Origin of the sequence: uncultured Microbacterium sp. (assembly GCF_937927635.1) — a bacterium.
GTDB lineage: Bacteria > Actinomycetota > Actinomycetes > Actinomycetales > Microbacteriaceae > Microbacterium.
Map to the genome: position 1 here is coordinate 1 of NZ_CALBRW010000005.1, position 22,886 is coordinate 22,886.

At 68.3% G+C, this 22,886-nt stretch carries 28 protein-coding genes and 3 pseudogenes; 18 read left to right on the forward strand and 13 right to left on the reverse strand.

Annotated features, from left to right (window positions below; translation table 11 throughout):
• The first annotated feature begins 57 nt into the window (after window positions 1-57).
• Window positions 58-1,344 (forward strand): annotated as a pseudogene (locus Q0568_RS01535) (IS3 family transposase).
• Window positions 1,345-1,366: 22 nt separating this feature from the next.
• On the opposite strand, the pseudogene Q0568_RS01540 reads toward Q0568_RS01535, so the two are convergent.
• Window positions 1,367-2,554, reverse strand: a pseudogene (locus Q0568_RS01540) (IS256 family transposase); the annotation flags it as partial.
• Between the two features lie 233 nt (window positions 2,555-2,787).
• Here Q0568_RS01540 and Q0568_RS01545 point away from each other — a divergent pair.
• Complete coding sequence (locus Q0568_RS01545) at window positions 2,788-3,360, forward strand: NAD(P)H-dependent oxidoreductase (RefSeq protein ID WP_298861127.1); 573 nt, start codon at window positions 2,788-2,790, stop codon at window positions 3,358-3,360.
• Between the two features lie 29 nt (window positions 3,361-3,389).
• Here Q0568_RS01545 and Q0568_RS01550 read toward each other — a convergent pair whose 3' ends face one another.
• From Q0568_RS01550 to Q0568_RS01560, 3 genes are read right to left on the reverse strand one after another with little or no spacing between them, the layout of a single operon-like run.
• Complete coding sequence (locus Q0568_RS01550) at window positions 3,390-3,785, reverse strand: type II toxin-antitoxin system VapC family toxin (protein WP_298861130.1); 396 nt, start codon at window positions 3,783-3,785, stop codon at window positions 3,390-3,392.
• Window positions 3,776-4,033: a type II toxin-antitoxin system Phd/YefM family antitoxin gene (locus tag Q0568_RS01555; protein ID WP_298861138.1), complete on the reverse strand. Its 258-nt coding sequence runs from the start codon at window positions 4,031-4,033 to the stop codon at window positions 3,776-3,778. The genes Q0568_RS01550 and Q0568_RS01555 overlap by 10 nt, the downstream gene beginning before the upstream one ends.
• 39 nt (window positions 4,034-4,072) lie before the next feature.
• Window positions 4,073-5,113, reverse strand: a complete 1,041-nt coding sequence (locus Q0568_RS01560) for a nitronate monooxygenase (RefSeq protein WP_298861141.1) — start codon at window positions 5,111-5,113, stop codon at window positions 4,073-4,075.
• 284 nt (window positions 5,114-5,397) lie between these two features.
• Here Q0568_RS01560 and Q0568_RS01565 point away from each other — a divergent pair, with 284 nt between their 5' ends.
• Window positions 5,398-5,718, forward strand: a complete 321-nt coding sequence (locus tag Q0568_RS01565; RefSeq protein WP_298861143.1) for a hypothetical protein — start codon at window positions 5,398-5,400, stop codon at window positions 5,716-5,718.
• Between the two features lie 3 nt (window positions 5,719-5,721).
• On the opposite strand, the gene Q0568_RS01570 is transcribed toward Q0568_RS01565, so the two are convergent.
• Both Q0568_RS01570 and Q0568_RS01575 read right to left on the reverse strand, forming a co-directional pair.
• A complete protein-coding gene (locus Q0568_RS01570) occupies window positions 5,722-6,033 on the reverse strand; it encodes a hypothetical protein (protein WP_298861146.1) in 312 nt (103 codons plus the stop codon).
• On the reverse strand, window positions 6,030-6,917 hold the full coding sequence (locus Q0568_RS01575) for an SDR family oxidoreductase (protein WP_298861152.1): 888 nt from the start codon (window positions 6,915-6,917) through the stop codon (window positions 6,030-6,032). Before Q0568_RS01575 ends, Q0568_RS01570 begins: the two co-directional genes overlap by 4 nt.
• 236 nt (window positions 6,918-7,153) lie before the next feature.
• On the opposite strand from Q0568_RS01575, the gene Q0568_RS01580 reads away from it, so the two are divergent.
• Window positions 7,154-7,348 carry a hypothetical protein gene (locus Q0568_RS01580; protein ID WP_298861155.1) on the forward strand — a complete coding sequence of 65 codons (195 nt, stop codon included), beginning with the start codon at window positions 7,154-7,156 and terminating at the stop codon, window positions 7,346-7,348.
• 36 nt (window positions 7,349-7,384) lie between these two features.
• Here Q0568_RS01580 and Q0568_RS01585 read toward each other — a convergent pair whose 3' ends face one another.
• Window positions 7,385-7,738, reverse strand: coding sequence for an ATP-dependent DNA ligase (locus Q0568_RS01585; RefSeq protein WP_298861158.1), 354 nt, complete (start codon window positions 7,736-7,738; stop codon window positions 7,385-7,387).
• A 63-nt stretch (window positions 7,739-7,801) separates the two neighbouring features.
• Here Q0568_RS01585 and Q0568_RS01590 point away from each other — a divergent pair, with 63 nt between their 5' ends.
• The 3 genes from Q0568_RS01590 (at window position 7,802) to Q0568_RS01600 (ending at window position 9,399) form a co-directional block, all read left to right on the forward strand.
• The gene (locus tag Q0568_RS01590; protein WP_298861160.1) at window positions 7,802-8,182 is read left to right on the forward strand and encodes a hypothetical protein; all 381 of its coding nucleotides are present in this window, start codon (window positions 7,802-7,804) and stop codon (window positions 8,180-8,182) included.
• A gap of 111 nt (window positions 8,183-8,293) precedes the next feature.
• Window positions 8,294-8,458 (forward strand): hypothetical protein, encoded by a 165-nt coding sequence (locus Q0568_RS01595; protein WP_298861163.1) that lies wholly within the window; start codon window positions 8,294-8,296, stop codon window positions 8,456-8,458.
• Entirely contained in the window at window positions 8,455-9,399 is a 945-nt protein-coding gene (locus tag Q0568_RS01600) for a CorA family divalent cation transporter (RefSeq protein ID WP_298861168.1), read from the forward strand. Before Q0568_RS01595 ends, Q0568_RS01600 begins: the two co-directional genes overlap by 4 nt.
• Before the next feature lie 3 nt (window positions 9,400-9,402).
• Here the strand turns inward: Q0568_RS01600 and Q0568_RS01605 are convergent, their stop codons facing one another.
• A complete protein-coding gene (locus tag Q0568_RS01605) occupies window positions 9,403-10,086 on the reverse strand; it encodes a DUF6766 family protein (RefSeq protein WP_366941310.1) in 684 nt (227 codons plus the stop codon).
• Between the two features lie 272 nt (window positions 10,087-10,358).
• Here Q0568_RS01605 and Q0568_RS01610 point away from each other — a divergent pair, with 272 nt between their 5' ends.
• Together Q0568_RS01610 and Q0568_RS01615 are read left to right on the forward strand one after the other, a co-directional pair.
• Window positions 10,359-10,787, forward strand: coding sequence for a CBS domain-containing protein (locus Q0568_RS01610; protein ID WP_298861170.1), 429 nt, complete (start codon window positions 10,359-10,361; stop codon window positions 10,785-10,787).
• 14 nt (window positions 10,788-10,801) lie between these two features.
• Window positions 10,802-11,320, forward strand: a complete 519-nt coding sequence (locus Q0568_RS01615) for an FHA domain-containing protein (RefSeq protein WP_298861173.1) — start codon at window positions 10,802-10,804, stop codon at window positions 11,318-11,320.
• Window positions 11,321-11,328: 8 nt separating this feature from the next.
• On the opposite strand, the gene Q0568_RS01620 is transcribed toward Q0568_RS01615, so the two are convergent.
• A complete protein-coding gene (locus Q0568_RS01620) occupies window positions 11,329-11,532 on the reverse strand; it encodes a hypothetical protein (protein WP_298861176.1) in 204 nt (67 codons plus the stop codon).
• 178 nt (window positions 11,533-11,710) lie between these two features.
• Between Q0568_RS01620 and Q0568_RS01625 the strand changes: the two genes are divergently transcribed.
• Both Q0568_RS01625 and Q0568_RS01630 read left to right on the forward strand, forming a co-directional pair.
• A complete protein-coding gene (locus Q0568_RS01625; RefSeq protein WP_298861179.1) occupies window positions 11,711-12,181 on the forward strand; it encodes an FHA domain-containing protein in 471 nt (156 codons plus the stop codon).
• Between the two features lie 39 nt (window positions 12,182-12,220).
• Window positions 12,221-12,967: an SDR family oxidoreductase gene (locus Q0568_RS01630; protein ID WP_298861182.1), complete on the forward strand. Its 747-nt coding sequence runs from the start codon at window positions 12,221-12,223 to the stop codon at window positions 12,965-12,967.
• 36 nt (window positions 12,968-13,003) lie between these two features.
• Here the strand turns inward: Q0568_RS01630 and Q0568_RS01635 are convergent, their stop codons facing one another.
• Together Q0568_RS01635 and Q0568_RS01640 are read right to left on the reverse strand one after the other, a co-directional pair.
• Window positions 13,004-14,131: an alcohol dehydrogenase catalytic domain-containing protein gene (locus Q0568_RS01635; RefSeq protein WP_298861187.1), complete on the reverse strand. Its 1,128-nt coding sequence runs from the start codon at window positions 14,129-14,131 to the stop codon at window positions 13,004-13,006.
• Between the two features lie 419 nt (window positions 14,132-14,550).
• The gene (locus Q0568_RS01640) at window positions 14,551-15,693 is read right to left on the reverse strand and encodes a histidine kinase (RefSeq protein WP_298861191.1); all 1,143 of its coding nucleotides are present in this window, start codon (window positions 15,691-15,693) and stop codon (window positions 14,551-14,553) included.
• Between the two features lie 250 nt (window positions 15,694-15,943).
• On the opposite strand from Q0568_RS01640, the gene Q0568_RS01645 reads away from it, so the two are divergent.
• On the forward strand, window positions 15,944-16,600 hold the full coding sequence (locus Q0568_RS01645; protein ID WP_298861194.1) for a response regulator transcription factor: 657 nt from the start codon (window positions 15,944-15,946) through the stop codon (window positions 16,598-16,600).
• A 63-nt stretch (window positions 16,601-16,663) separates the two neighbouring features.
• On the forward strand, window positions 16,664-17,953 hold the full coding sequence (locus Q0568_RS01650; RefSeq protein ID WP_298861197.1) for a M18 family aminopeptidase: 1,290 nt from the start codon (window positions 16,664-16,666) through the stop codon (window positions 17,951-17,953).
• A gap of 31 nt (window positions 17,954-17,984) precedes the next feature.
• Here the strand turns inward: Q0568_RS01650 and Q0568_RS01655 are convergent, their stop codons facing one another.
• Window positions 17,985-18,659 (reverse strand): ArsR family transcriptional regulator, encoded by a 675-nt coding sequence (locus tag Q0568_RS01655; protein ID WP_298861199.1) that lies wholly within the window; start codon window positions 18,657-18,659, stop codon window positions 17,985-17,987.
• Window positions 18,660-18,707: 48 nt separating this feature from the next.
• Here Q0568_RS01655 and Q0568_RS01660 point away from each other — a divergent pair, with 48 nt between their 5' ends.
• From Q0568_RS01660 to Q0568_RS01680, 5 genes are all read left to right on the forward strand, one after another.
• Window positions 18,708-19,451 carry an aquaporin gene (locus tag Q0568_RS01660; protein WP_298861201.1) on the forward strand — a complete coding sequence of 248 codons (744 nt, stop codon included), beginning with the start codon at window positions 18,708-18,710 and terminating at the stop codon, window positions 19,449-19,451.
• Window positions 19,448-19,849, forward strand: a complete 402-nt coding sequence (locus Q0568_RS01665) for an arsenate reductase ArsC (protein WP_298861204.1) — start codon at window positions 19,448-19,450, stop codon at window positions 19,847-19,849. Before Q0568_RS01660 ends, Q0568_RS01665 begins: the two co-directional genes overlap by 4 nt.
• 206 nt (window positions 19,850-20,055) lie before the next feature.
• Window positions 20,056-20,403 (forward strand): metalloregulator ArsR/SmtB family transcription factor, encoded by a 348-nt coding sequence (locus Q0568_RS01670; RefSeq protein WP_298861207.1) that lies wholly within the window; start codon window positions 20,056-20,058, stop codon window positions 20,401-20,403.
• 60 nt (window positions 20,404-20,463) lie between these two features.
• Complete coding sequence (locus Q0568_RS01675) at window positions 20,464-21,921, forward strand: cytosine permease (protein ID WP_298861210.1); 1,458 nt, start codon at window positions 20,464-20,466, stop codon at window positions 21,919-21,921.
• Entirely contained in the window at window positions 21,918-22,460 is a 543-nt protein-coding gene (locus Q0568_RS01680; RefSeq protein WP_298861213.1) for a cysteine hydrolase, read from the forward strand. Before Q0568_RS01675 ends, Q0568_RS01680 begins: the two co-directional genes overlap by 4 nt.
• A 111-nt stretch (window positions 22,461-22,571) precedes the next feature.
• Here Q0568_RS01680 and Q0568_RS01685 read toward each other — a convergent pair.
• A pseudogene (locus Q0568_RS01685) lies at window positions 22,572-22,886 on the reverse strand (glutamate--cysteine ligase); the annotation flags it as partial.

Sequence of the window (22,886 nt, forward strand, 5' to 3'; positions counted from 1 at the left end):
CTACTCGAAGCCGGAGGATTCAGACCCCACCTACACCCTTGATTCCGAAGAGCCGTTATGCCGAAGGAGATTGATCCCGTGCTCCGTGAGCGAGCTGTCAGGCTGGTGCGCGATCACCGGGCCGAGTACCCGTCGACCGCGAAGGCGATCGCGGCCGTTGCCCGTCAGGAGGTGTGGGGGCGGAGTCGTTGCGACGGTGGGTGATCCAGGCCGAGATCGATGCCGGTGACCGTGACGGACAGACCAGCGAAGAGCATGCCGAGATCCGCCGGCTGAAGGCAGAGAACAAGCGGCTGCGTGAGGACGTCGCGATCCTGAAAGCGGCGACGACTTTCTTCGCGGGAGAACTCGACTCCCGCAACCGTTGATCATGGGATTCATCGACCAGCTGAGGTCGGAAGGTCACGCGGTCGAGTCGATCGTGCGGGTCCTGCGGGAGCAGGGCGTGCAGGTCGCCGCGCGCACCTACCGGGCCTGGCGGCAAGGTCGGGTGTCCGCCCGGACCGTCACCGACGCGCTCGTCGAAGGCGCCGTCCGTGATGTCGCCTGGCGCGTCGAGGAGCTTGCTGATGGGACGACACGCCGCAGGATGACGCCCGAGGGCCTGTATGGGCGCAAGAAGATGACGGCGCTCATCCGCCGCACCGCAATCGGGGACGTCTCTCGTGGGGCGGTGGACCGGGCGATGCGGGCGCTGGGTCTTGTCGGGATCACGCGGGCGAAGGCGATCCGCACCACGATCCCCGGCAAAGACGGTGTGCGTGCCGGGGACCTGCTGAACCGGGACTTCACCGCGCCCCGGCCCGATCACACCTGGGTGACGGACTTCACCTACGTCCGCACCTGGGCGGGCTGGGTGTATGTCGCGTTCATCCTCGACGTCTTCTCGCAACGCATCGTGGCCTGGCACGCGCAGACCACCAAGCACACCGATCTGGTCATGATCCCGCTGCGGATGGCGCTGTGGGAACGCGACCGTCAAGGGCACCCCGTCGGGCCCGGACAACTGCGGCATCACTCCGATGCGGGTCTCAATACACGTCGATTGTGCTGACCGAGCACCTCGCGCTCGAGGGCATCTCCCCGTCGATCGGATCGGTCGGCGACGCGTACGATAACGCCCTCATGGAGACGATCAACGGGCTCTACAAAGCCGAATGCGTGCGCACCACGATCTTCCACGACGGCCCGTACAAGACCGTCGCGGACGTCGAGTACGCGACGGCCGGCTGGGTCGACTGGTACAACCACCGCCGCCTCCACGGTAGCCTCGGAATGGTCAGCCCCGACGAATACGAGGCCGCCTACTACGCAGCCCTCGCCCGAGAGCCGCTCCCCACATAGAAGCGGCACAGAACCTGGGACGGTTCAGGTAGCGGCGTTCGCCGTATTGCCATTCCTCGTGCTGCTCTTGCAGGACGGCGCCGATCAGTCGGGTCACGCTGTCGCGGTCGGGGAAGATCTGGACGACGTCGGCGCGGCGTTTGATCTCCCGATTCAGGCGTTCAATGGGGTTGTTCGACCAGACTTTCTGCCAGTGCTCGCGGGGCAGGGCGGCGAACCCGGTCAGGTCGGTCTCAGTGGTCTCGAGCATGGTCGCGATCTCGGGGAACGACCCGCGCAGGCTCTCCACGACCTGCCGGTATTGGCCGGTCACGGCCTCGGTGGTGGTCTGCGCGAAGATCGTGGAGATCAACGCGTTGACGGGCTTTGAACGTGCCGAGCCCAGACGCTGCGTGACGTTGCGGGCGAAATGGACGCGGCAGCGTTGCCAGCCCGCTCCGGGCAGGATCGCTTTCACCGCAGCCTTTATACCGGCGTGCGCGTCACTGGTGACCAGGGTCACCCCGAGCGGGTCAGCATCGGTCGCAACCTTCAGGCCGCGCTCGCGCAACGAGCGGAGGAACTCGGTCCAGAAGTCAGTGGTCTCCGCATCTCCGAGCGCCATCCCGAGGATCTCCCGCCGGCCCTCGCCGGAGACGCCGGTCGCGACGACGAGCGCTTGGGATACGACCCGCCCGCGGACACGGACGTCGAGATAGGTCGCGTCGAGGAACAGGTAAGGGAACCAGGTGTGCTCGATCCGCCGGGAAAGAAACTCGTGCACCTGCTCGTCGATCTCGGAGCAGATCCGGGACACGCTCGAGCGGGAGATGCCGTTGTCGTTGCCCAGCGCACGCACGAGCTGGTCGACCTTCCTCGTGGACACCCCGTCGATCCAGGCCTGGCAGATCACCGCGTAGAGGGCTTTGTCGACCCGACGGCGCGGGGTGAGCAGGCTCGGGAAGAACGATCCCTCCCGCAGCTTCGGGATAGCGAGATCGACTTCCCCGGCTGGTGCCGCGAGGGTCTTCGGGCGGGTGCCGTTGCGACGCGTGGTCCGCTCCCTCGTACGCTCGTAACGGCCGGCGCCGATCTTCGACGCCGCTTCCGCGTCGACGAGGTCTTGCAGGCCGGCCTGCAGCATCCGCCGGAACACGTCGGAGTGCGCGAGGTCCGCGTCGGTGAGGACTTCGGAAATCAGGGTCGTCAAGGCAGACTGGTTCTGGGTCATCGTGGGATCTCTTCTTTGCTTCTTGCCGGAAACAACAGGTCATCCCACGGTGGCCCTCCACCGTCTACGACGGCGATGACCCCGCGGGAAATGACACCACGCTACGGGACGCACCCACGAGTGGTGGACACTAGAATTTCCAGCGAGGGATGCAGGCGCGATCAGGTCTCACGAAACGGCTGCAAGTTCGCAGAAGCCCCTGATACAGCGAACTCTTGATCGAAGGGAGCCGCATGCCGAAGCTGATGATCGTGGTCGCAAGCGTCAGGGAGGGCCGGATCGGCCTGCCGATCGCCGAGTGGGTTCGGAACGAGGTGGAGAAGCACGGCGGATTCGAGATCGACTGGGCGGATCTGAAGGAGATCGCCTTGCCGCTGATGACCGAGCCGAACCACCCCAAGCTGCACAAGTACACCCAGGCCTCGACCATCGCCTGGAGCGAACGGGTGGCCGCAGCCGACGCATTCGTGTTCGTGCAGCCGGAGTACAACTTCAGCTACTCCCCCGTTCTGAAGAACGCGCTCGATCACCTGCATCAGGAGTGGTGGCGCAAGCCACTGGGCACTGTCAGCTACGGGGGGATCTCGGGCGGCACCCGCGGAACCACGGCGTTGCGCGTGCCGGAGATGGCGCTGGGCCTGGTGCCGACCACCGCCAACGTCGAGCTGGCGTGGGCGGTCAAGCAGGTCGAGGACGGCGAGTTCACGCCCCGTGATTCGCAGCAGTCGCTGCTGCAGGCCATGCTCACCGAGCTGCTCGAGCTCGACGGCGCCCTCGCGCCGCTGCGCGCCGCCCGCAGGCACTGACCAGGAATCGGGCGGGCACGCCCGCCAGATCAGGAGGACAGGATGTCGACGGCGAGCCCGTGCGATGCCGCCGCCAGCCGCCTGTCATTGGTCCACAGCTGCTCGCAGCCGGTCAGCTGGGCGGCCGCGAGATGCACGGCATCCGGGGTCCTGATGCCGAAATCCGCACGCAGCTCTGCCGCCCTCACGAACATGTCCGCGCTCAGCTCGATGTGCTCGAGACGCTCGAACATCTCGAGATACCTGGACTCCAACTCCCTGTTCTTCTCACGCAAAGGACCCACCAGGCATTCTGGGATCGCCATCGCACTCGTCGCCAGCGAACCTGTGGCGCCTGCCATGGCCCTGCGGACCGTGTCGCCGCGAGCACCGCTGTCCTCCATCGCGTAGATGAGCATGCACGCATCCAGGTAGATCAGTCCCATGAATCGCGCTCCTGTGCGATCTGAGCGTCGAGTTCGGCCGGACTGCGCCGAAGCCGCTCCGGCAGCGGATCCGATGCGAGCCACTCCACGAGCGCGGGGCCGTTCAGCACGGCATCCACCCGCCCGACCGGGACCATCTGGACCACGGGGACACCTCGATTCGTGATCACCACTTCGATCCCCGACCGAGCATCGCTGATCAGGCGCGACAGGTTGTTGCGCGCGTCGAGCACGCTGTATGTGGACATGTAGCCATAATAGCCAAGTATCTGGCTAACATCAATGGGTCAGGCGGGCACGCCCGCCAGCAGCTCGGCGAACATCTCGGCGGCAGCGCCACCGCGCGCCAGAGGTGCGGACTGACCCAGCCACAGCGACTGCAGCTCACCCATCCCGCGCGGACCGGCCACGGCGCGGAAACGGCCGGTCAGCCAGTTCTGCGCCGGGAACGGAGCGATGGCACCGGATGCTTCGATCTCGCGCACCGCGCGATTCGGCGCACCGCGCGACAACCGCCCGCTCATCGCTCTGGTCAGCACCGAGCCGTCCGCAGCGGTCGAGCGGATCGCGGCCCGGTGAGGAGCGTTGGCCGCCGACTCCGTCGTCGCGAGGAACGACGTGCCCACGTGCACGCCCGCGGCGCCCAGCGCGAACGCCGCCGCGACACCGCGCCGATCGGCGATGCCACCCGCGGCGATGACCGGCACATCCACGGCGTCGGCCACCTGCGGGACCAGCGACATCAGCCCGACCAGCGAGTCCTCCGCGGGCTTGAGGAACGACACCCGGTGCCCCGCCGCCTCGGAGCCCGTCGCGACCACGGCATCCACTCCGCCGTCGGCCAGCGCGACGGCCTCGGCGACGGTGGTCGCGGTGCCGATCACGCGGATGCCGCGACGATGAGCCTCCTCCACGACTGACGCCGACGGCACGCCGAACACGACGCTCAGCACCGCGGGCGCGGCCTCCCAGATCGCCTCCAGCTGCTCGTCGAGCGACGGCAGGTACCGATCCGGTCGTGGCGGGCGCTCGATGCCGACCTCGGCGAAGAACGCATCCAGAGCTGCCGCGTAGCCCTCGTGCTCCGACCCGGGCCGCACCTCATCGCCGGTGGGCAGCCAGATGTTCAGCGCGAAAGGAGCGCTCGTCGCCTCGCGCAGTGCGGCGACGGTCGTGCGAATCCGCTCCCCGTCGTAGCCGTACAGCCCGTACGACCCCAGCCCGCCGGCGTCACTGACGGCCGCGGTGAGGGCCACCGACGACAGCCCGCCGAAGGGCGCCAGGATGATCGGATGCCGGATGCCGAGCAGCTCGCGAAGATCAGTCATGGCACCGAGGCTACGCCGCATGCATCCACGACGGCCCGGTCGTCCAGCCCGAGGGTCAGCGAGGGTCGCTGACGGGCACGTACAGCTCGTTCGAGATGCCCGCCGCGCCGCGCGCCGCGCGATGCCCGCCGCACCCGCGCCCCGACGCCCACGCCGCGGAAACCGGGATAGATTCCTCACGAGCCCGCCGTTCTCCAGCGGATCGGGCAACGCTCCAGGAGGACCCGTGCATCGTTCAACCCAGCCCCATCTCGTCCGCGATCGCGATCGACGCTGAGCCGGCGATGGGAAGCCTGTTCTACGGAGACGCCGTCCACCCGATCCACATCGAGGACCGCGCTCTCGCTCATCTCAAGGTGGTCATCGCCACCAAGCTGCGCCGCAACGAGAGCTTCACCCTGTCGTGGAAGCACCCCGAAGGCATCGACTCCGGACGCAGCACCATCTGGCTGCATCCATCCATCCCCCTGAGGTTCGTGTTCGACGAGCCCGAGGCGCCGCCGCTGAGCCGAAAGTGGATCGAGGAGCTCGCGCACTCCGCGAACACCAGCGGCGGCATCGCCCTCATCGACGAGCACGTGGAGAGCCCGCCCACGGACTCGTGATGGTCACCTCGGCGGCAGGTGGCGGATCGGCGACGGCGCGCGCGAACGATCGGCTGCCGCGATGATCGCCTCGTCGAGGGCATCCAGCATGTGCTTGACGTCACGGAACCGCGTCACGCGCGGGCACGGTCTGCGCAGCCACAGCACATCGAGACTCCCGGTGCTGTTGCGCTCCACGTAGGCGATCAGGCAGTCCGCGTCGCCCTGCCGACGCGCGCGGTCGCACACCCGCCAGCTGTCGTGGCCGAGCGGTGTCAGCTCCCAGTCGCCACGCGGCACGGGCGCGCTCGGACGGTCGGAGAGCGTGGTGCTCATAGCGCCTTCCCCCCTGTCACGGGCAGCACGGCACCGGAGACGTAGGTCGTCGCCTCATCCGAGGCCAGGTACACATATGCTCCGGCGAGTTCGGAAGGCTGCGCGGGTCGGCCCAGGGGCGTGTCCCGTCCGAAGCTCTTCAGCTTCTCGGCGCTCCAGCCCGTCGCGGGGATGAGCGGGGTCCAGACCGGCCCTGGTGCGACCGTGTTCACGCGGATGCCGCGCGGGCCGGCCTCCTCGGCGAGCGCCTTCACGAACGCGACCAGCGCCGCCTTCGTCATCGCGTAGTCGATCAGTCCCGGCGAGGGCTGAAACGCCTGGATCGATGAGGTGACGATGATGCTGGCGCTGGGTTCCAGATCCGGGTACGCCGCGCGGGCGGTGACCATGGTCCCCAGCAGGTTCGTCTCGAACACGCTGCGGATGTCATCGGTGCGGAGCTCGCCGAAGTCGTCGATGTCGTGCTGGAATGCGGCGTTGAGCACGAGGATGTCCAGGCCGCCGAGCCCTTCTCGGGTTCGCGACACGACATCCGTCGCGAACTGCTCGTCCCGCAGATCGCCTGCGATGCTCACCGCGGTCCTGCCCTCGCGACGCACAGCCTCGAGCGTGTCGTCCGCGTCGCCCTGCTCATCCGGGAGATGCGCGATGGCGACGTCCGCGCCCTCTCGCGCGAAGGCGATGGCGACGGCCCGCCCGATGCCCGAATCCCCTCCGGTGATCAGCGCGTGGCGACCGCGCAGCCGATCATGCCCGACGTACTCGGTCTCGCCGTGGTCGGGCTCGGGCTCGGTCTCCTCCGTGCTGCCCGGCTGGTCCTGCTCCTGGGATGGTAACGGCTCATCCCGGAACTCCTCGCGAGGATCCCTCATGCTGTCGCTCATCGCGTCTCCCTCTCTGGACTGTGTGAGATGACAGTCGCACGGCGCCGGCTCCCGACCCAGGGGGTTGACAGTCGCAGCCGCGGCCTTCAGCGCGCGGGGGCGCCCTACGCGTGCGCGAGGGACGTGTCAACGGGCATCCGCAGCCCTCGCGCGTGGCGCACAGTGGACGACACGCACACGGAGGAAGGAGATCTCATGTCGGACCCACGAGATGTTCCGGACGAGGAGGGGACGCCATGATGAGCGGCATCGACGAAGGCATGATGCCGGAGCACGTTCAACCTCGACGCCAGGACGACGGCACCAGGGACGACGGCACCGGGACCGACGACACTTCGGAAGAGGAAAGCACTCGGAAGACGCACGCGGACGACCCCGATCATGATGAATCCGGGGAGAAGAAGGCCGCGCCGACTCCGCGCCGGGGTTGACGAGCGGATCCTCGCAGGTTCAGCGTGCCGCGGGATTCATCCCTCCTCGTGGGGCGCCTGCAGCTCATCCGCTGCGATTCCGCCTTCGCCTGCATCCGGCGGCTCGGGTACGAGGTAGAGGCCGCCCGGGGAGTTCGCCGTGAACGCGAGAGCCTCGGTCCACCCGCGGTTGATGACCGGCTGACGGCTGCCGTAGTACTTGAAGACAAGCGAGCTGCCGGGATGCAGCCAGACCGTGCTGCGGCCCCCGCCGATGCTGGCGTCCTCGCGCCAGGTGAACGGGAACGGCTCACCGCGCCGCAGCTTCGCGGTGATCACCAGTTGAAGATGCGTGAGCGCGCGGTCCTCGAACTCGGCCTTGACGCCACCCTCGTAGATGAACTTGCCCATTCCGCCTCCGTCTGGTCGCGGACCGCCTTCCGGCTACGACCGCCACGGATTACGTTAGGCGACATGGGCCTGCTTTACTACGGGGCGACTCCCGATCCGATCCGCATCGAGGACCGTGCTCTCGCGCACCTCAAGGTCGTCATCGCGACCAAGTTGAGACGGAACGAGAGCTTCACGCTCTCGTGGCGGCATCCCGAGGGAGACGAGCCGGGGCGCTCGACGATCTGGCTGCATCCGTCCATCCCGCTGCGCTTCGTGTTCGAAGCTCCAGAACCGTCCGAACTCCATGCGGAGTGGATCACGGCCATGGCGCATTCGGCCAACACCAGCGGCGGGATCATGATGGTGCCCGAGGACATGGCCCAGCCCGACGGAGACGCCCAGCCCGACGGAGACGCCCAGGCCGACGCAGGCGCCCAGCCCGACGACGTCCGGTCGGAGTGAACCGATGGCAGGTGCGAGCACCTGCCGTCAACCCCCTTCTCGCGGCATCCGCGTCTTCGTATTCTCAGCGGATGCCGGGGCATCTCCGCCCCGCGTGACGAAGGGATCGACATGAACCTCCTGTTCATCATCATCGCGGTGGTCGCGATCATCCTCGCAATCACCGGTGGTCTCGTGCAGTCGCTGAACTTCCTGCTCTGGGTGGGTCTGGTACTGCTCGCACTGGCGGTGATCGCCTGGCTGATCAGGGTGATCTCCGGCCGGAACGCGGCGTGACCGAAACCCCTGAGGAGTCAGCGCCGAAGGCTGCGGTCGGCGCCTTCACCTGGGTCGGCCTCGTCGATCGCGATCCGCACGACGTGCTGGCCGAGGTGAGGCGCCTCGCCGCCCACCCGGCACTCCGCGAGGACTCTCTCCAGCACGGGCGGCCTCCCAAGCTGGAGGTGCTGGACGGGCGGCTGTTCGTCATCGCATGGGACATCGACCCCGACAAGGTGACCAAGCGCCCCGGCGAGATCATCATCCTGACCGGCGGCACCGGGCTTCTGACGGTGCAGTGGGACGGTGACCGACCGGCGCGGGCGCTGCGACCGCTGGTCGAACGCGATGATCCCACCGGCGCGACGCCGTTGGGCGCCGCCTATCGTATCCTCGACGCCGTGGTCTGCGACTACGAGGCCACCGTCGCCTCGATCGAGAGCGAACTCGATCAGGTGGAGACGCAGGTGTTCGACCCCGATGTCGAGGAGGACTACGAGCGCATCTACCGATTGCGCAGGCGCATCGGGCACCTCGACCGCGCGGCGTCCGCCCTGCGGCAGGGCTTCGAGGCCGATTCCGATGGACTGGGCGAGCTGCTCGAAGACGACCCCGGGTTGCGCACGTTCTTCCGGCACATGCGCAGCGACCTCACTGCAATCGCCGACTTGCTCTCCACGCAGCGGATGACGCTGGATGCTGTCGTCTCCAGCCACGAGAGCAACGTGTCCTCCCGGCAGAACCGCGACATGCGCACCATCGCCGCGGTGGCGGCGCTGCTCGCGCTGCCGACCGTGGTCGCGGGTCTCTACGGCATGAACTTCAAAGACATGCCGCTGCTGCACACCGGGAATGGCTGGGTGCTCGTCCTGATCGGCGCCGTGGTCCTCGACGTGGTCGCCGTGCTGCTGTTCCGGCGTCGTGGATGGATGGGCTCGAATCAGCGCCACGACAGCTGAGCGTCACTCCGACTCGACGGCGGAGACCCGGTGCGGTGCGCCCACGGGCTTCGACTCCGCCGATCCGCGCTGACGCAGGTAGATCGAGAATGCCACCATCGTGCCGACCGCGAGGAACTCGGACTGCCAGTTCTGCAGAGTGCGATTCCAGAAGTCCGCCGAGGCCACGTATTCGAGCCACGTCGGCGCCGGCATCCCGTGCATGACCGCCTCCTCACCTGCCACGATGCTGCCGCCCAGCGATTGGATGAGCCAGGACAGCACGAACACCGATCCCATCACGATCAGCAGGGAGTTGCCGTACACGGTCCGCCGCCAGCCGTCCGCCTTCGCCCACGACGGAGCATCCGCAGGGGCGTGCTCGCCGACCAGCTGATCGGCGTCGCTCTCCAGTCCCTCATCGCCGGGCTTCTTCGATTCGGGGGAGCCGCGCTGGACGAGCCAGACCGTCGCGCCGATGAACAGGGAGAACTGCAGGAATTCCGACTGCCAGTTCTCCGCGACGTCAACGACGAAGTCCGGCGAGACGACGAAGCTCAGGAAGTCCACGGCAGCTCGGCCGTGCTCGGCCATCTCCTCGACCTGGCGGAAATATCCCGCAACGGCCTGCCCGCCGAGCGCGAGCAGGAAGAGCAGGAGGAAGAAGAGTCCCAGCGCGTTGTCGCGCAGCATCCGCCGCATGGTCATCGACCCCCGACGACGATCACCAGCATGACCGCCAGACCGCCCGCGGTGACCGTCATCCACAGCCAGAAGACGATCGCCGGTCCGGGACCTGCCTGATCATCATGAGTCCGCATCATCCTGTCCTCCTCGTCGCGTCGAACGCCTCCGATCCTGGGTCCACGGCGATGCGCCGACCAGCCCCTTGACGCCGGCGCAGACGCCTGTCAACCCCCTACGGCGAGGGCGGTGCGCTCCGTAGCGTCGGTTCATCGAACACGAGACGAGGAGAGATGATGACACTCACGACCGAGATCCGAGTCAAGGACATCATGACGCCGGGTGCGCGATGCATCGGCGAGAACGATTCCTTGGAGCGGGCCGCGCGCTTGATGACAGATCTGGACATCGGCTCCCTGCCGATCTGCGGCGACGACGGCAAGCTCAAGGGCATGCTGACCGACCGCGACATCGTCGTGAAGGCGATCGCGACCGGACGGTCCGCCGAGACGACCACAGCGGGAATGCTCGCCGAGGGACGACCCGTGCTGGTGGACGCCGAGGACGACGTGCGCGAGGTGCTCGCCCTCATGCAGCAGCACCAGATCCGCCGCGTCCCCGTGATCGACGATCACGTGCTGGTGGGGATCGTCGCCGAAGCCGACATCGCCCGCAGCCTCGCCCCGAGCGACACCGGCGAGACCGTCGAGCAGATCACGCTCTGACAGAGGAGGCGGACATGCGTGCCGACAAGGAGGCCATGGAGAAGGACCTGAGCAGGCGTCCGGCCGACGCGACCACCACGCACGCCAGGTGGGGAGCCGGCGATCCTCGCCTGCTGGTCTCGCAGGAGGACGTCCGCGAGGTCTTCCCCCTCACCGCCGATCAGGTCCGCTTCGGATCGGCGCCGGATTCGGAGCTCCTGCTCGCCGGTGCCGATCCCCTGCACGCCACGATCACGCACGATGATCGCGACGAGTTCGTGCTCGAGATGCACGGCGAGGGCGAAATGAACGCGGGGACCGATGACCGCAGCGAGACCCTGCGCACGGGTGCCCGCTTCACCGTCGCCGGCTGGACGCTGGTGTTCGTCAGGGAGGAATTCGCCGATCATGGCCGTCCCTATGGCGGCCGCGAGGGCGGAGAACTGTCGGATCAGCCCGCGCAGCCGCAGCGCCCCGACTACCCTGCGCAGCGTGCTGGCGGACCGGACGCCACGGCCACGGACGGACGGGAGTGGGAGGTCCGCAACGGCTGAGCGGCTGCTCAGTCGACCACCTCGCCCTGCGTGCGAATGAACTCGAGGTCGCGGATCGTGAGCTGCTCTTCCCTCGGCATGCGCACGCCCGTCAGGATCTCGACCTCGTCGCGGACGATGTCGGGGATGGTCTCGCCGCCGAGAATGTCGAGTGCATGCTTGGCCTCCGCGGTGAGGCCGGGCCACCAGGTGTGGATCTCGGGTTCTGTCATGTCGTGCTCCTCTCTTCGCCCGCCCATCCTCGGCCGAACCGGATGATCATGCCACCCCCTGGCCTTCCCGCACGCACGCGCGTACCCTCTGAGTCAAGGCTTACCGCGACCTTCTGAGAGGGTCGACGGGAGCACCTCCCGCCGACCCGAGGATCATCCACGGATAGGAGGAAGGGCCATGGCTGAGCGACTGCACGGCTACGCGCCGACGACGACGCACGCCGACTGGGGTGCGGGGGATCCCCATCTGCTGATCTCCCGGCACGACGAGGATCGGTCGGTGCACCATCTCGCCGACATGAAGGTCACGATCGGGTCGGATGCGGGGTGCACGCTGCAGCTCGAGGGCGCCGCGCCGCTGCACGCGACCATCGTGCACGACGAGCGCGACGAGTTCGTGCTGACCATGCATGCCCCGGGCACGATGAACGCCAACGACCTCGATGCGAAGGACGGTGCACGGACCGAGACGCTGCGCACCGGCGCCCGCTTCACCATCGGGGAGTGGACGCTGGTGTTCAGCCGCGACGAGTTCGCCGACCACGGTCGCCCGTACGGCGGGCGCGAGGGCGGCGAGGGTACGCACCAGCACCGGCAGAACGAGCGTCCGGACTATCCGTCGACGGGAGCGATCCCGACGCAGAAGTGATCGGGGCTCCCTCGGCTCCAGCCGGCGTACGTTGGAGGCATGGCTGAGTTCGTCGTGGTCGGTGGCACAGGGCAGATCGGCGCGAAGACGGTCTCCCGCCTGCGCGAGAGCGGGCGGGATGCCGTCGCCGCATCTCCCAGCACCGGCGTCGACCTGCTGACCGGTGCGGGGCTGGATGCCGTGCTGCAGGGCGCCCGGGTCGTGATCGACGTCTCCAAGCCGCGCGCCACCGCCCCGGATGCTGTGCACGAGTACTTCACGAGCGGGATGGCGAACCTGCTGCGCGCGGAGCGCGAGCACGGCATCCGCCATCATCTGGCCCTGAGCATCGTCGGCTCCGACCGCCACGATGTGCCGTTCTACGCGGGGAAGGTCGCGGGTGAACGGGCCGTGCGGGAGTCTGCCGTGCCGTGCACGATCGTGCACGCCACGCAGTTCTTCGAGTTCGCCCCGGCCATCGCCGCGCAGGCGGAGGCCGACGGTGTGGTCACGCTGCCGGATGCCCTGGTGCAGCCCTGCGCGGGCGCGGATGTGGCCGATCTGCTCGTGGAGCTGGCCCTCGGCGAGGCTCTGAGCGCCGATCTCGACGTCGCCGGCCCCGACAGGATGCCGCTGGCCGAGTTCGTCTCCCGCGCCCTGCTGGCCACGGGCGACCACCGCGTCGTGCACGCCGGCCCCACGGGTATGTATTTCGGCGGCGGCCTGGAGCGCGAGGCGCTGGTCCCGGGTCCCGACGCCCGCATCCTGCCGACATCGTTCGGCGCCTGGCTGCTCGCTCACTCCTGAGGTTCATGCCTGCCGTCCCGCGTCCGCACCGACGGATCAGCGGTGGGCGACGGCGATGCGCAGGGGTGCGTCGGGAACGGCGGCGGCGGCGAGCGCGCGATCGATCTCGGAGAGCGGATGCACGGCGCTGACCACTTCGTCGAACGGGTGCGCTCGACCCGGGCCCGCCAGGAACGACACGGCAGCCGACAGGTCGGCGCGGGCGCAGCCATGCACGCCGACGATCGTGACCAGCCGGTGTCTGAGGGACCCGGCATCCAGCGGCACGGGTTCGGCGGGGAGATCACCACCGACCAGCACCACCACCCCGCCGACGGCCGCCTCGGAGAGCGCCTCGGAGACCGCGTCACCGGATGCCTCGATCACGACATCCGGCACGCCCTCGGCTCGAGAGGCGGCGCCGAACCAGTGCACCAGCTCACGACGGGCGGGGTCCGGGTCCTTCACGTCGACGATCGCGCCGCGGGAGCGGGCGATGGCTGCGGCCGAGAGCCCGACCAGCCCTGCACCGTGCACGCGCACCCTGGCACCCTCCAGGTCACGAGTGCGCGCCGCGGCGTCGACGGCGGCCCAGGCGGTGGCTGTGGCACAGGACGCCGGTGCGAGCACCGATGCGGGCAGGTGCTCGGGCACCCGTACGATGACGGTCCCCTCGCGCAGTTGCGCGTGGCTGGCGAAGCCTCCCGTGAGTTCGCGGTGCGGGGCGATGCGCTCATGGCCGTACTCGCCGAGTTCGCGGCAGTGCTGCGTGAGCCCGGAGCGGCACCTGTCGCAGACGCCGCACGACACGGTGGCCGACCAGATCACGCGGTCCCCGATGTGCAGGGGCGTGCCGTCGGCGGCATCCACTCCCCCTGCCCCGATGGCCAGGATCCGGCCGACACTCTCGTGGCCGAGCACCACCGGTACGGGCGCTGCGCGCCGGCCCTGAACGATGTGCACGTCGGAACCGCAGATCGTGGACAGCTCGATGGCCACCAGCACGTCATGCGCGGCCAGCGCGACCCCCGGCACAGCGATCTCCTCGTGCGGGTGTCCCGCGCCGAGGAATGCCATGGCCGTCGCCGCCGGTCGCAGCACGATGTCGGTCCGCGGGGCCCTGTGCGATGCCGGCTGCGCGGAACGGTCGAGCACGGGCGATGGCACGGACCCGGGGGTGGTCATCGCGCTCAGCTCACCGGAATGCGGAGCACGGGACCCGTGCCTGCGGGACTGGGGAGAGCACGGCGCTGCATGCTGGCCTTTCAGAGCTGTCGGTAGGTTTCCGCTACAGACTCTGACACCCGCTGATCCTGAAGCTTCGCCTTTGCGAGCAGAGTTCAGCGCTCGTTCACCAAGGGTTCCCTCGCGGCTCGACAGCCGTCCAGGGACGCCGGAGCGAGGCATCCGGAAGGGCCGGAGCGGGCAGGTGGCCCTGTCACACAGAACGATCGCGAGCGCGTGGGGTACAGAAGAATCTTGAAGATCGCGCTCGCGATCGCAGCGCTGGGGACGCTTATCTGGGGAGACACCAGGTTAAGCCCGGCCCCCTCGCAAATGACAGATCCGAAAGGCGAGACTTCATTGGACTTTCGTCCAAATCTTCACGTCATCGGCAGGCGCGCCGACACCTCCCAGGCATCGTCGACCGGTCCCGCCGTGAATTCGCCGCTCGCGCCGATGACCCGTTCGGCCATGCGGTTCAGTCCGGTGCCGCTGGACGGGAGGTCGCGACGCGGGGTGGTCGGAAGCGGACTGCGGATGCTGAGGGTCGCATGCTCGTCGTCGATCTGCAGCCGCATGGCGACCTCGCCTGCTCCGGCGTGCTTGAGGATGTTCGTGGCGGACTCGCGGACGATGCGCGCGAACACGATGTCCACGATGCGCGGGATCCGCTCGTCGAGGGGGTCGCCCTCGACCACGACCTCATGACCGGCCGCGGAGATCTCCGTCCGGGCCTCGTCGATGGCCTCGCCGAGATCTCCGGTGGGGACCTCGGATGCGCGGGGTCCGTCGTCGGCGAGCTCGATGACGAAGCGGAGATCGGCCATGGCCTTGCGCGCGGCGACTCGGATGGCCTCCTGCGACTGCGCGCTCACGGTCGGGTCGTCGAGCATCTGCACGTGGAGAGCCACGACGGTGAGGTGATGGGCGATGCTGTCGTGCAGCTCGCCGGCGATCCAGCGCCGTTCGGCGAGAACGGCCTGTCGCTCCTGCTCCGCGCTCTCGGCGAGTTCGTGCTCGAGAACACGGCCGCGTTCCGCGCCGAAACGCAACGCATATCCAACGGCGCCGGCGACAGTCGCGATGACGAGATAGATGCCGATGTTCACCGGCACCGCCCTGTCACCATACGCGACGACCGTCGCCGCGATGAGAAAGCCAGCTGCGTATGTGAGAACCAGTGCCGTCCGGCCGAGTCGCAGGACAAGCCCTGCGGCGACCGCCACGGCGACGAGCACCGATGTGTCGGTGCCTGCGAAGAACGACAGGATGAAGACGATTCCTAGTGCTCCAGTCGCCAGCATGGGCGACCAGATGTACAGGGCGAAGACGGCAGTCGCCGCGACGCTGAGAATCGAAGGGCCGATCTGGACTCCGTCGACCATAAAAGAACCGACGATGTCTACGCCTACGAGGATGGCGATGATCGACAGAAGCGCGATGCGCTCGAGAGTATTGAGCTTCTCTGCCTGGCTGAAGCTCTGAATGCCGGTGTCTCTCCGGGCCGATAGACCAAACGGCATAGCTACAGTATCCCCTATGGACAGGGTAGATTTAGCGGTAGATACCGAGGACGCGTGCAAGCTGCTCCCAGAACGTCATGTCATTCACCCCCATGATGTGGTCTTACGTTTAGGTACGTATTGATCCTGACGGCTGGCGCACGAAATCACATTGAACCTGCGACCAGACTTGACTAGCCAAAGGTCTATAGATGCCGAGGGACTGTGGCGCCATGCTTCGCCCCTCGACCACCGCAGTTAAGCTGATCGCATGCCGGAAATCCGCGTCCTGATCGTCGATGACGACCCTCTCGTGCGCTCTGCGCTGTCGCACTTCGTCTCCCGTGGCGACGAGGTCGAGGTCATCGGCGAGGCGGAGAACGGACTCGAGGCCATCGACTTCCTGGAGCACGACCGCCCCGACGTGGTGATGATGGATGTGCAGATGCCGGAGATGAACGGCATCGAGGCCACCGCCGCCATCATCCAGCGCTGGCCGGACATCCGCATCCTCGCGGTGACCACGCTCGACGGGAGCGAGACGGTGCTGCCGATGCTGAGCGCCGGCGCATCCGGCTACCTGCTGAAGGACTCCAGCGCGGAGAGCATCCTGGACGGCGTCCGTGAGGTCTACAGCGGCGCCAGCTCGCTGTCGCCGCGGATCGCCTCGCTGCTGGTCAAGCACGTTCGCGAAACCGAGCCGGAGGCCGGCGCGGCCGAGGCGCTCGAGATGCTGACCGAACGCGAGGCGGAGGTGCTCGAGCGTCTGGCGCAGGGCATGTCGAACGCCGAGATCGCCCAGTCGCTGATCGTCTCGGAGGGCACGGTGAAGGCGCATCTGGGTCGCATCATGGCCAAGTGGCATGTGCGCGACCGCGTGCAGATCCTCGTCACCGCAGCGCACGCAGGGCTCGTCGACTTCCGCTGAGGCGCTGGCCGCCCGTCGGCTTCGCCCCGAGCCCCCACGGCTCTGCTCGCTAAGCTCGAAGGCATGCCCGTCAGCACCGCCGCCCTCGCCCACGCCTCCGACCTCGCAGATTTCATCGCCGCGTCGCCGTCGAGCTATCACGCGGCCGAAGAGGTCGCCCGACGCCTGCAGGATGCCGGGTTCACGCGGCTCGAGGAGACCGATGCGTGGCCTGCGCAGCCCGGTGGCAGGTTCGTCGTCGTGCGCGACGGTGCGGCCATCGGCTGGGTGGTGCCGGCGGATGCCACCGCCACCACGCCGGTGCACGCGCTGGGCGCGCACACCGACTCGCCCGGCTTCAAACTGAAGCCCAAGCCGACCACCGGCTCGCACGGCTGGCTTCAGGCCGCCGTCGAGGTGTATGGCGGGCCGCTGCTGAACTCGTGGCTCGACCGCGAGCTGCGCCTGGCGGGACGTCTCGCACTGGCCGACGGCCGTGTCGTGCTGGCTGCCACCGGGCCGCTGCTGCGGCTTCCGCAGCTGGCCATCCACCTCGACCGCGGCGTCAACGACGGTCTCGCGTTGGACAAGCAGACCGGTACCCAGCCGGTGTGGGGCCTGGGCGATGCGGCATCCGCCGACGTCCTCGCCGAGCTGGCCGATGCCGCGGGCGTCGACGCCGCCGACATCCGCGGGTACGACGCCGTCGTGGCGGATGCCGCCCGCGGCGCGGTGTTCGGCAAGGACGACGCGTTCTTCGCTGCCGGCCGGCTGGACGACCTCGCCTCGGTGCACGCCGGCGCGGTCGCGCTCATCGAGGCTGCCGACGGCGCTTCCGCCACCGGCATCATCCCTCTGCTCGCCGCGTTCGATCACGAAGAGCTCGGCTCCGCCTCGCGCTCCGGCGCGGCAGGGCCGTTCCTGGAGGATGTGCTGGCGCGCGTGTACGCGGGGCTGGGCGCGGATGCCGAAGACCGGCGCCGCGCGTTCGCGGCATCCTGGCACCTCTCCAGCGACGTCGGCCACTCCGTGCACCCGAACTTCGCGCACAAGCACGACCCGATCGTGCAGCCGGTGCTGGGCTCGGGCCCGATCCTCAAGATCAACGCCAACCAGCGATATGCGACGGATGCCGTGGGCGCCGCCGCATGGGCCGGCTGGTGCGAGGGCGCGGGCGTCGACTATCAGGAGTTCGTGTCGAACAACGCGGTTCCCTGCGGCTCGACCATCGGCCCGATCACGGCCACGCGCCTGGGCATCCGCACGGTCGACATCGGCATCCCGATCCTCTCCATGCACTCCGCGCGCGAGCTCGCCGGCGTCAGCGATCTGCACGCCCTCTCCCGCGTGGCCCGCGCCTTCTTCGCCGGCTGACACCCGGGCATGCCGGGGGGGCGTGTGACTGTCACGCCGCCAGACGGACATACGGCGCGAGACGGGCGACCCGCTCCTCCAGCTCGTCGAAGGCCGCATCGAAGGCCCTGCGCTCCCCGCCCCGCACAGGGTCGGGCACCGACCAGTGCAGGGCGGCCACGGGGTACTCCTCGTGGGCGCGGTCGCAGACGGTGACGATCAGGTCGGATGCGGTGACGAGGCCCTCCGCGAGCACCGGCACGGCACCGCTCAGATCGAGCCCGTGCCGCCCGGCGACCGCGACCGCTCCGGGGGCGACGCGCTGAGCCGGATGGGTCCCCGCGCTCACGGCCGGGACGGAGCTGCTCTCATTCCAGATCGCCCGGGCCAGCTGCGAGCGCGCGGAGTTCGCCGTGCAGATGAACACCACGCGCGTGGCATCGATAGCGCCCGCCTGGCCGAGATCGGCCAGCACCGTCGGATCTAGGCGCACATAAGAGCGACGGCCATCGCCCTCGGACCGCACCCGCGCGACGATGCCCTCTCGCTCGAGCACCTTGAGGTGATGTGCGAGCAGGTTGGACGTGATCCCGAGGTGCAGCCGCAGCTCGGTCGGCGAGAGATCACCGAGCGAGAGCAGATCCACCATGCGCAGCCTGGCGGGGTCGGCGAGCGCGGCGTGGCGGCGTGCTCGCGCCTCGAGCGGGGCACTTCTCTCAATCAGCATTGCCTCAATATTGACTGAGCTATAAGAGTCCGTCAAGATGATCATGCCATGAATCGAGTTCCCCTGCCTCGCCGCGCCGCTGCCGAATTCTTCGGCACGGGCCTGCTCGTCGCCGTCGTCGTCGGCTCGGGCATCGCCGCGGAGCGTCTGAGCTCGGATCATGGGCTCCGCCTCTTGGAGAACTCGACAGCGACAGCGCTGGGCCTCGCGGTCCTCATCGTGCTGCTCGGCCCGGTCTCGGGCGCGCACTTCAACCCGGTGATCACGATCGCGGATTCGCTCCTGCGACGCGATGCTGCGGCAACAGAGCGCCCCGCGGCAGCGGCTGCCTACATCGTCGCCCAGCTGCTCGGCGGCGTCGGAGGCGCGCTGCTGGCGAACGCGATGTTCGAGGTGCCGGCCGCGATCGCGGTGCACGATCGAGCGACAGCGGGAACCCTGCTCGGCGAGATCGTCGCCACCGCAGGCCTGACGCTGCTGATCATCGGGATGATCCGCGCCGAGCAGAGCGTGGTCGCCATCGCGTGCGCGGTCGGCGCCTACATCGGCGCCGCGTACTGGTTCACCAGCTCCACCGCATTCGCGAATCCGGCTGTGACGCTCGGCCGCGTCTTCACCGACACCTTCGCCGGCATCGCCCCGCTCTCGGGCCTGCTGTTCTTCGTCGCGCAGCTGATCGGCGGTGCGGTCGGGATGCTGCTCACCGTCGCACTTTTCCCCGCAGACACCGCCCAGCGCTCCCCATCCGCCGTTCAGCCCTCCCCAGCCGTCACTCACGAGGAGATGTCATGACCACCCTTCCCACCGTGCTGTTCGTGTGCGTGCACAACGCCGGGCGCTCGCAGATGGCTGCCGGCTTCCTGCAGGAGTTCGCCGGTGATCGCATCGATGTGCGCTCGGCGGGATCGATGCCTGCGGATGCGATCAACCCCGCCGCGGTGCAGGCGATGGCCGAGACCGGGATCGACATCACGTCCGGCGCGCCGAAGCTGCTCACCGTCGACGCCGTGAGGCAGGCGGATGTCGTGATCACCATGGGCTGCGGCGACGCGTGCCCGATCTTCCCCGGCAAGCGCTACGAGGACTGGCAGCTCGACGACCCGGCCGGGCAGGGCATCGAAGCCGTGCGCGGCATCCGCGACGAGATCCGCTCGCGTGTCGAGGCCCTGATCGCCGAACTGACCGCCTGAACCCGCCGCACCGCTCGCGACGGGTTCAGGGGGCTCGCACCTCAGCAGCAGCCCTCGGCGCAGGAGCCGTCGGGCAGCATCTCGCAGCCCATCTCGCAGCAGTCCTCCATGGCACACCTCCTTTCATCGATGAGTGTCGATATATGGACACTGTCGATCGTCACGCAAATATTGACGACTGTCAATATGTGCGGCAGAATCAGGGCATGCCGGTTCACGAGCTCATCCCCCTGCGCGACCTGCAGTCCTGCTGCGCGCCGCTCACTCGCGAACCGCTGACCGTCGAGAACGCCGCATCGCTGGCATCCTCCCTCAAGGCCCTCGCCGATCCGGCGAGGCTGCGGATCCTGTCGATGATCACCGCACACGCCGACGGCGAGGCATGCGTCTGCGACCTCACCGAACCACTCGGGCTCAGCCAGCCGACGGTCTCCCACCATCTGCGCGTTCTGACGGAGGCCGGCTTCCTGGAGCGCGAGAAGCGCGGTACTTGGGCGTTCTTCCGCGTGGCCGACGGCGCACTGGAGTCCCTGACGACGCTGCTCGGACGCTGACCTCGCAATCACCCCGCGCATAAGGTCGCTCTGACCAGAAGAACCATGCACAATGGAGCCATGTCAACGGCATCCGAGATCCCGGCCTCGACGCTGATCGAGCGCACCGGCATCGAGATCATCCCCGAGTCCGAGCGCACCGCCAAGCCGCGCGACCTGTTCTGGCCGTGGTTCGCGGCCAACGTGTCGGTGTTCGGCATGAGCTACGGCTCGTTCGTGCTGGGCTTCGGCATCTCACTGTGGCAGGCCACACTGGTGTCGGTGATCGGCATCGTCGTGTCGTTCTTCCTGTGCGGGCTGATCGCCATCGCCGGCAAGCGCGGCTCGGCGCCGACGATGATCCTCTCGCGCGCGGCGTTCGGCGTGCAGGGGCAGAAGCTGCCAGGCATCGTGTCGTGGCTGACCTCGATCGGCTGGGAGACGTCCCTGGCCATCACCGCCGTGCTGGCCACCACCACGGTGTTCCGCAGCCTCGGCTGGCTCGGCGCCGACGACCAGGGCACGGCGCTGAAGATCATCGCGACCGTCGCCGTCGCGGCTCTCATCGTCGCGGCATCCGTGCTCGGCTATCACACCATCATGAAGCTGCAGTCGGTGCTCACCTGGCTGACCGGCATCATGACGATCCTGTTCCTGATCCTCACCTTCAACAGCATCGACTGGGCGGCCGCGTTCTCGCGCCCCGACGGAACGCTCGCGCAGACCATCGGCGCGCTGGTGATGGTGATGACCGGGTTCGGCCTGGGCTGGATCAACATCGCCGCCGACTGGTCGCGGTACCAGAAGCGCACGGCATCCGATTCGAAGATCATCGCCTGGAACACCATCGGCGGCTCCGTGGCGCCGATCATCCTGGTCTTCTTCGGCCTGCTGCTGGCGGGGTCGAACCAGAAGCTGGCGGATGCCGTCGGCGGCGATCCCATCGGAGCCCTGGCCACCCTGCTGCCGACCTGGATCCTCGTGCCGTTCCTGATCGTCGCGATCCTCACACTGGTCTCCGGCGCGGTGCTGGGCATCTATTCTTCGGGTCTGACGCTGCTGAGCCTGGGCATCCGCATCGCCCGGCCCGCCGCGGCCGGCGTCGACGGCGTGATCCTCACCGCCGGCACGATCTTCGTGGTGTTCTTCGCCGAGAGCTTCATCGGGCCGTTCCAGTCGTTCCTCATCACGCTGGGCGTGCCGATGGCGTCGTGGGCCGGCATCCTGATCGCCGACATCCTGCAGCGCCGGCACGACTACGACGAAGAGGCGCTGTTCGACTCGCGCGGCCGCTACGGCGCATTCGACTGGACGTCGATCATCACCATGCTGGTCGCCACCGGAATCGGCTGGGGCTTCGTGATGAACCAGATCGAGCACACCCCGTGGAACGACTGGCAGGGCTACTTCCTGCGGGCGTTCGGGTGGATGGACGACTGGGGCTACGCGAACCTGGGCGTGCTGTTCGCGCTGGTGCTGTCGTTCGTCGTGACCTGGGTGCTCCGAGCCGGGAAGATCCGCCGCCAGGAGCAGGGATGAGCAGTCGCTGGCTGGTCGTCATCGACCCGCAGAACATCTTCGCCTCCCCCGACTCCGAGTGGGGCTCGCCGTTCTTCGCCGACGCGATGGCGAACATCCGGCTGCTGGCCGACGCGCACGGCGAGAACGTGCTGGTCACGCGCTGGATGCCGACCGCCGACAGGTCCACGTCGTGGGGCGAGTACTTCGCCGCCTGGCCGTTCGCCGACAGGCCGGCATCCGATGCGCTCTACGACCTGGTTCCGGATGCTGTGGGTCTGTCTCCCCATCCCACCCTGGATCTGCCGACGTTCGGCAAGTGGGGACCTGAGCTGGAGGCCATCGTCGGACGCGGCGCGGAGGTGGTGCTGGCCGGGGTCTCGACGGACTGCTGCGTGCTGTCGACAGCATTGGCAGGAGCGGATGCCGGTGCCCGCCTCACCATCGCGACAGACGCCTGCGCAGGCTCGACTGCCTCGAACCACGCCGCAGCCCTGCACGTGATGGCCCTGTATCCGCCGCAGCTCACGCTGCGCACGACAACGGAGATCCTGAGCTAGTACCCCCGATCTACCGTCGAGAGCACGCGATGTCGCCGAGCGCACGGCTCCTTCACGCGAAGATCCCGTGCACTCGACGAGGTCCCGTGCTCTCGACGGAGGTGGGCGGGGCTAGGAGCCCCAGGTGTGCACGGGGTCGCCGGAGTGCATGCGCTCGAGGTACTCGTCGAGCATGCCGTGCAGGGCCTGGGCGCGTGACTCTCCCGCGGCCTCACGAGCGGCCACGGCGGCACGCTGCCAGGTGGCGCCGTTGCGGCCGGTCAGGCAGCGCTGCTCGATGATGCCCAGGTAGCGATCGCGCACCGCGGACTCCACGCCATAGGCATCCAGCCCCTCCGCCGCCAGCGGCAGCAGTCGGCGCAGCACCAGCTCGCGCGGACCCACCCAGCCCACCTCGGGCCAGTACATCCGCGCCTCGATGCCGTC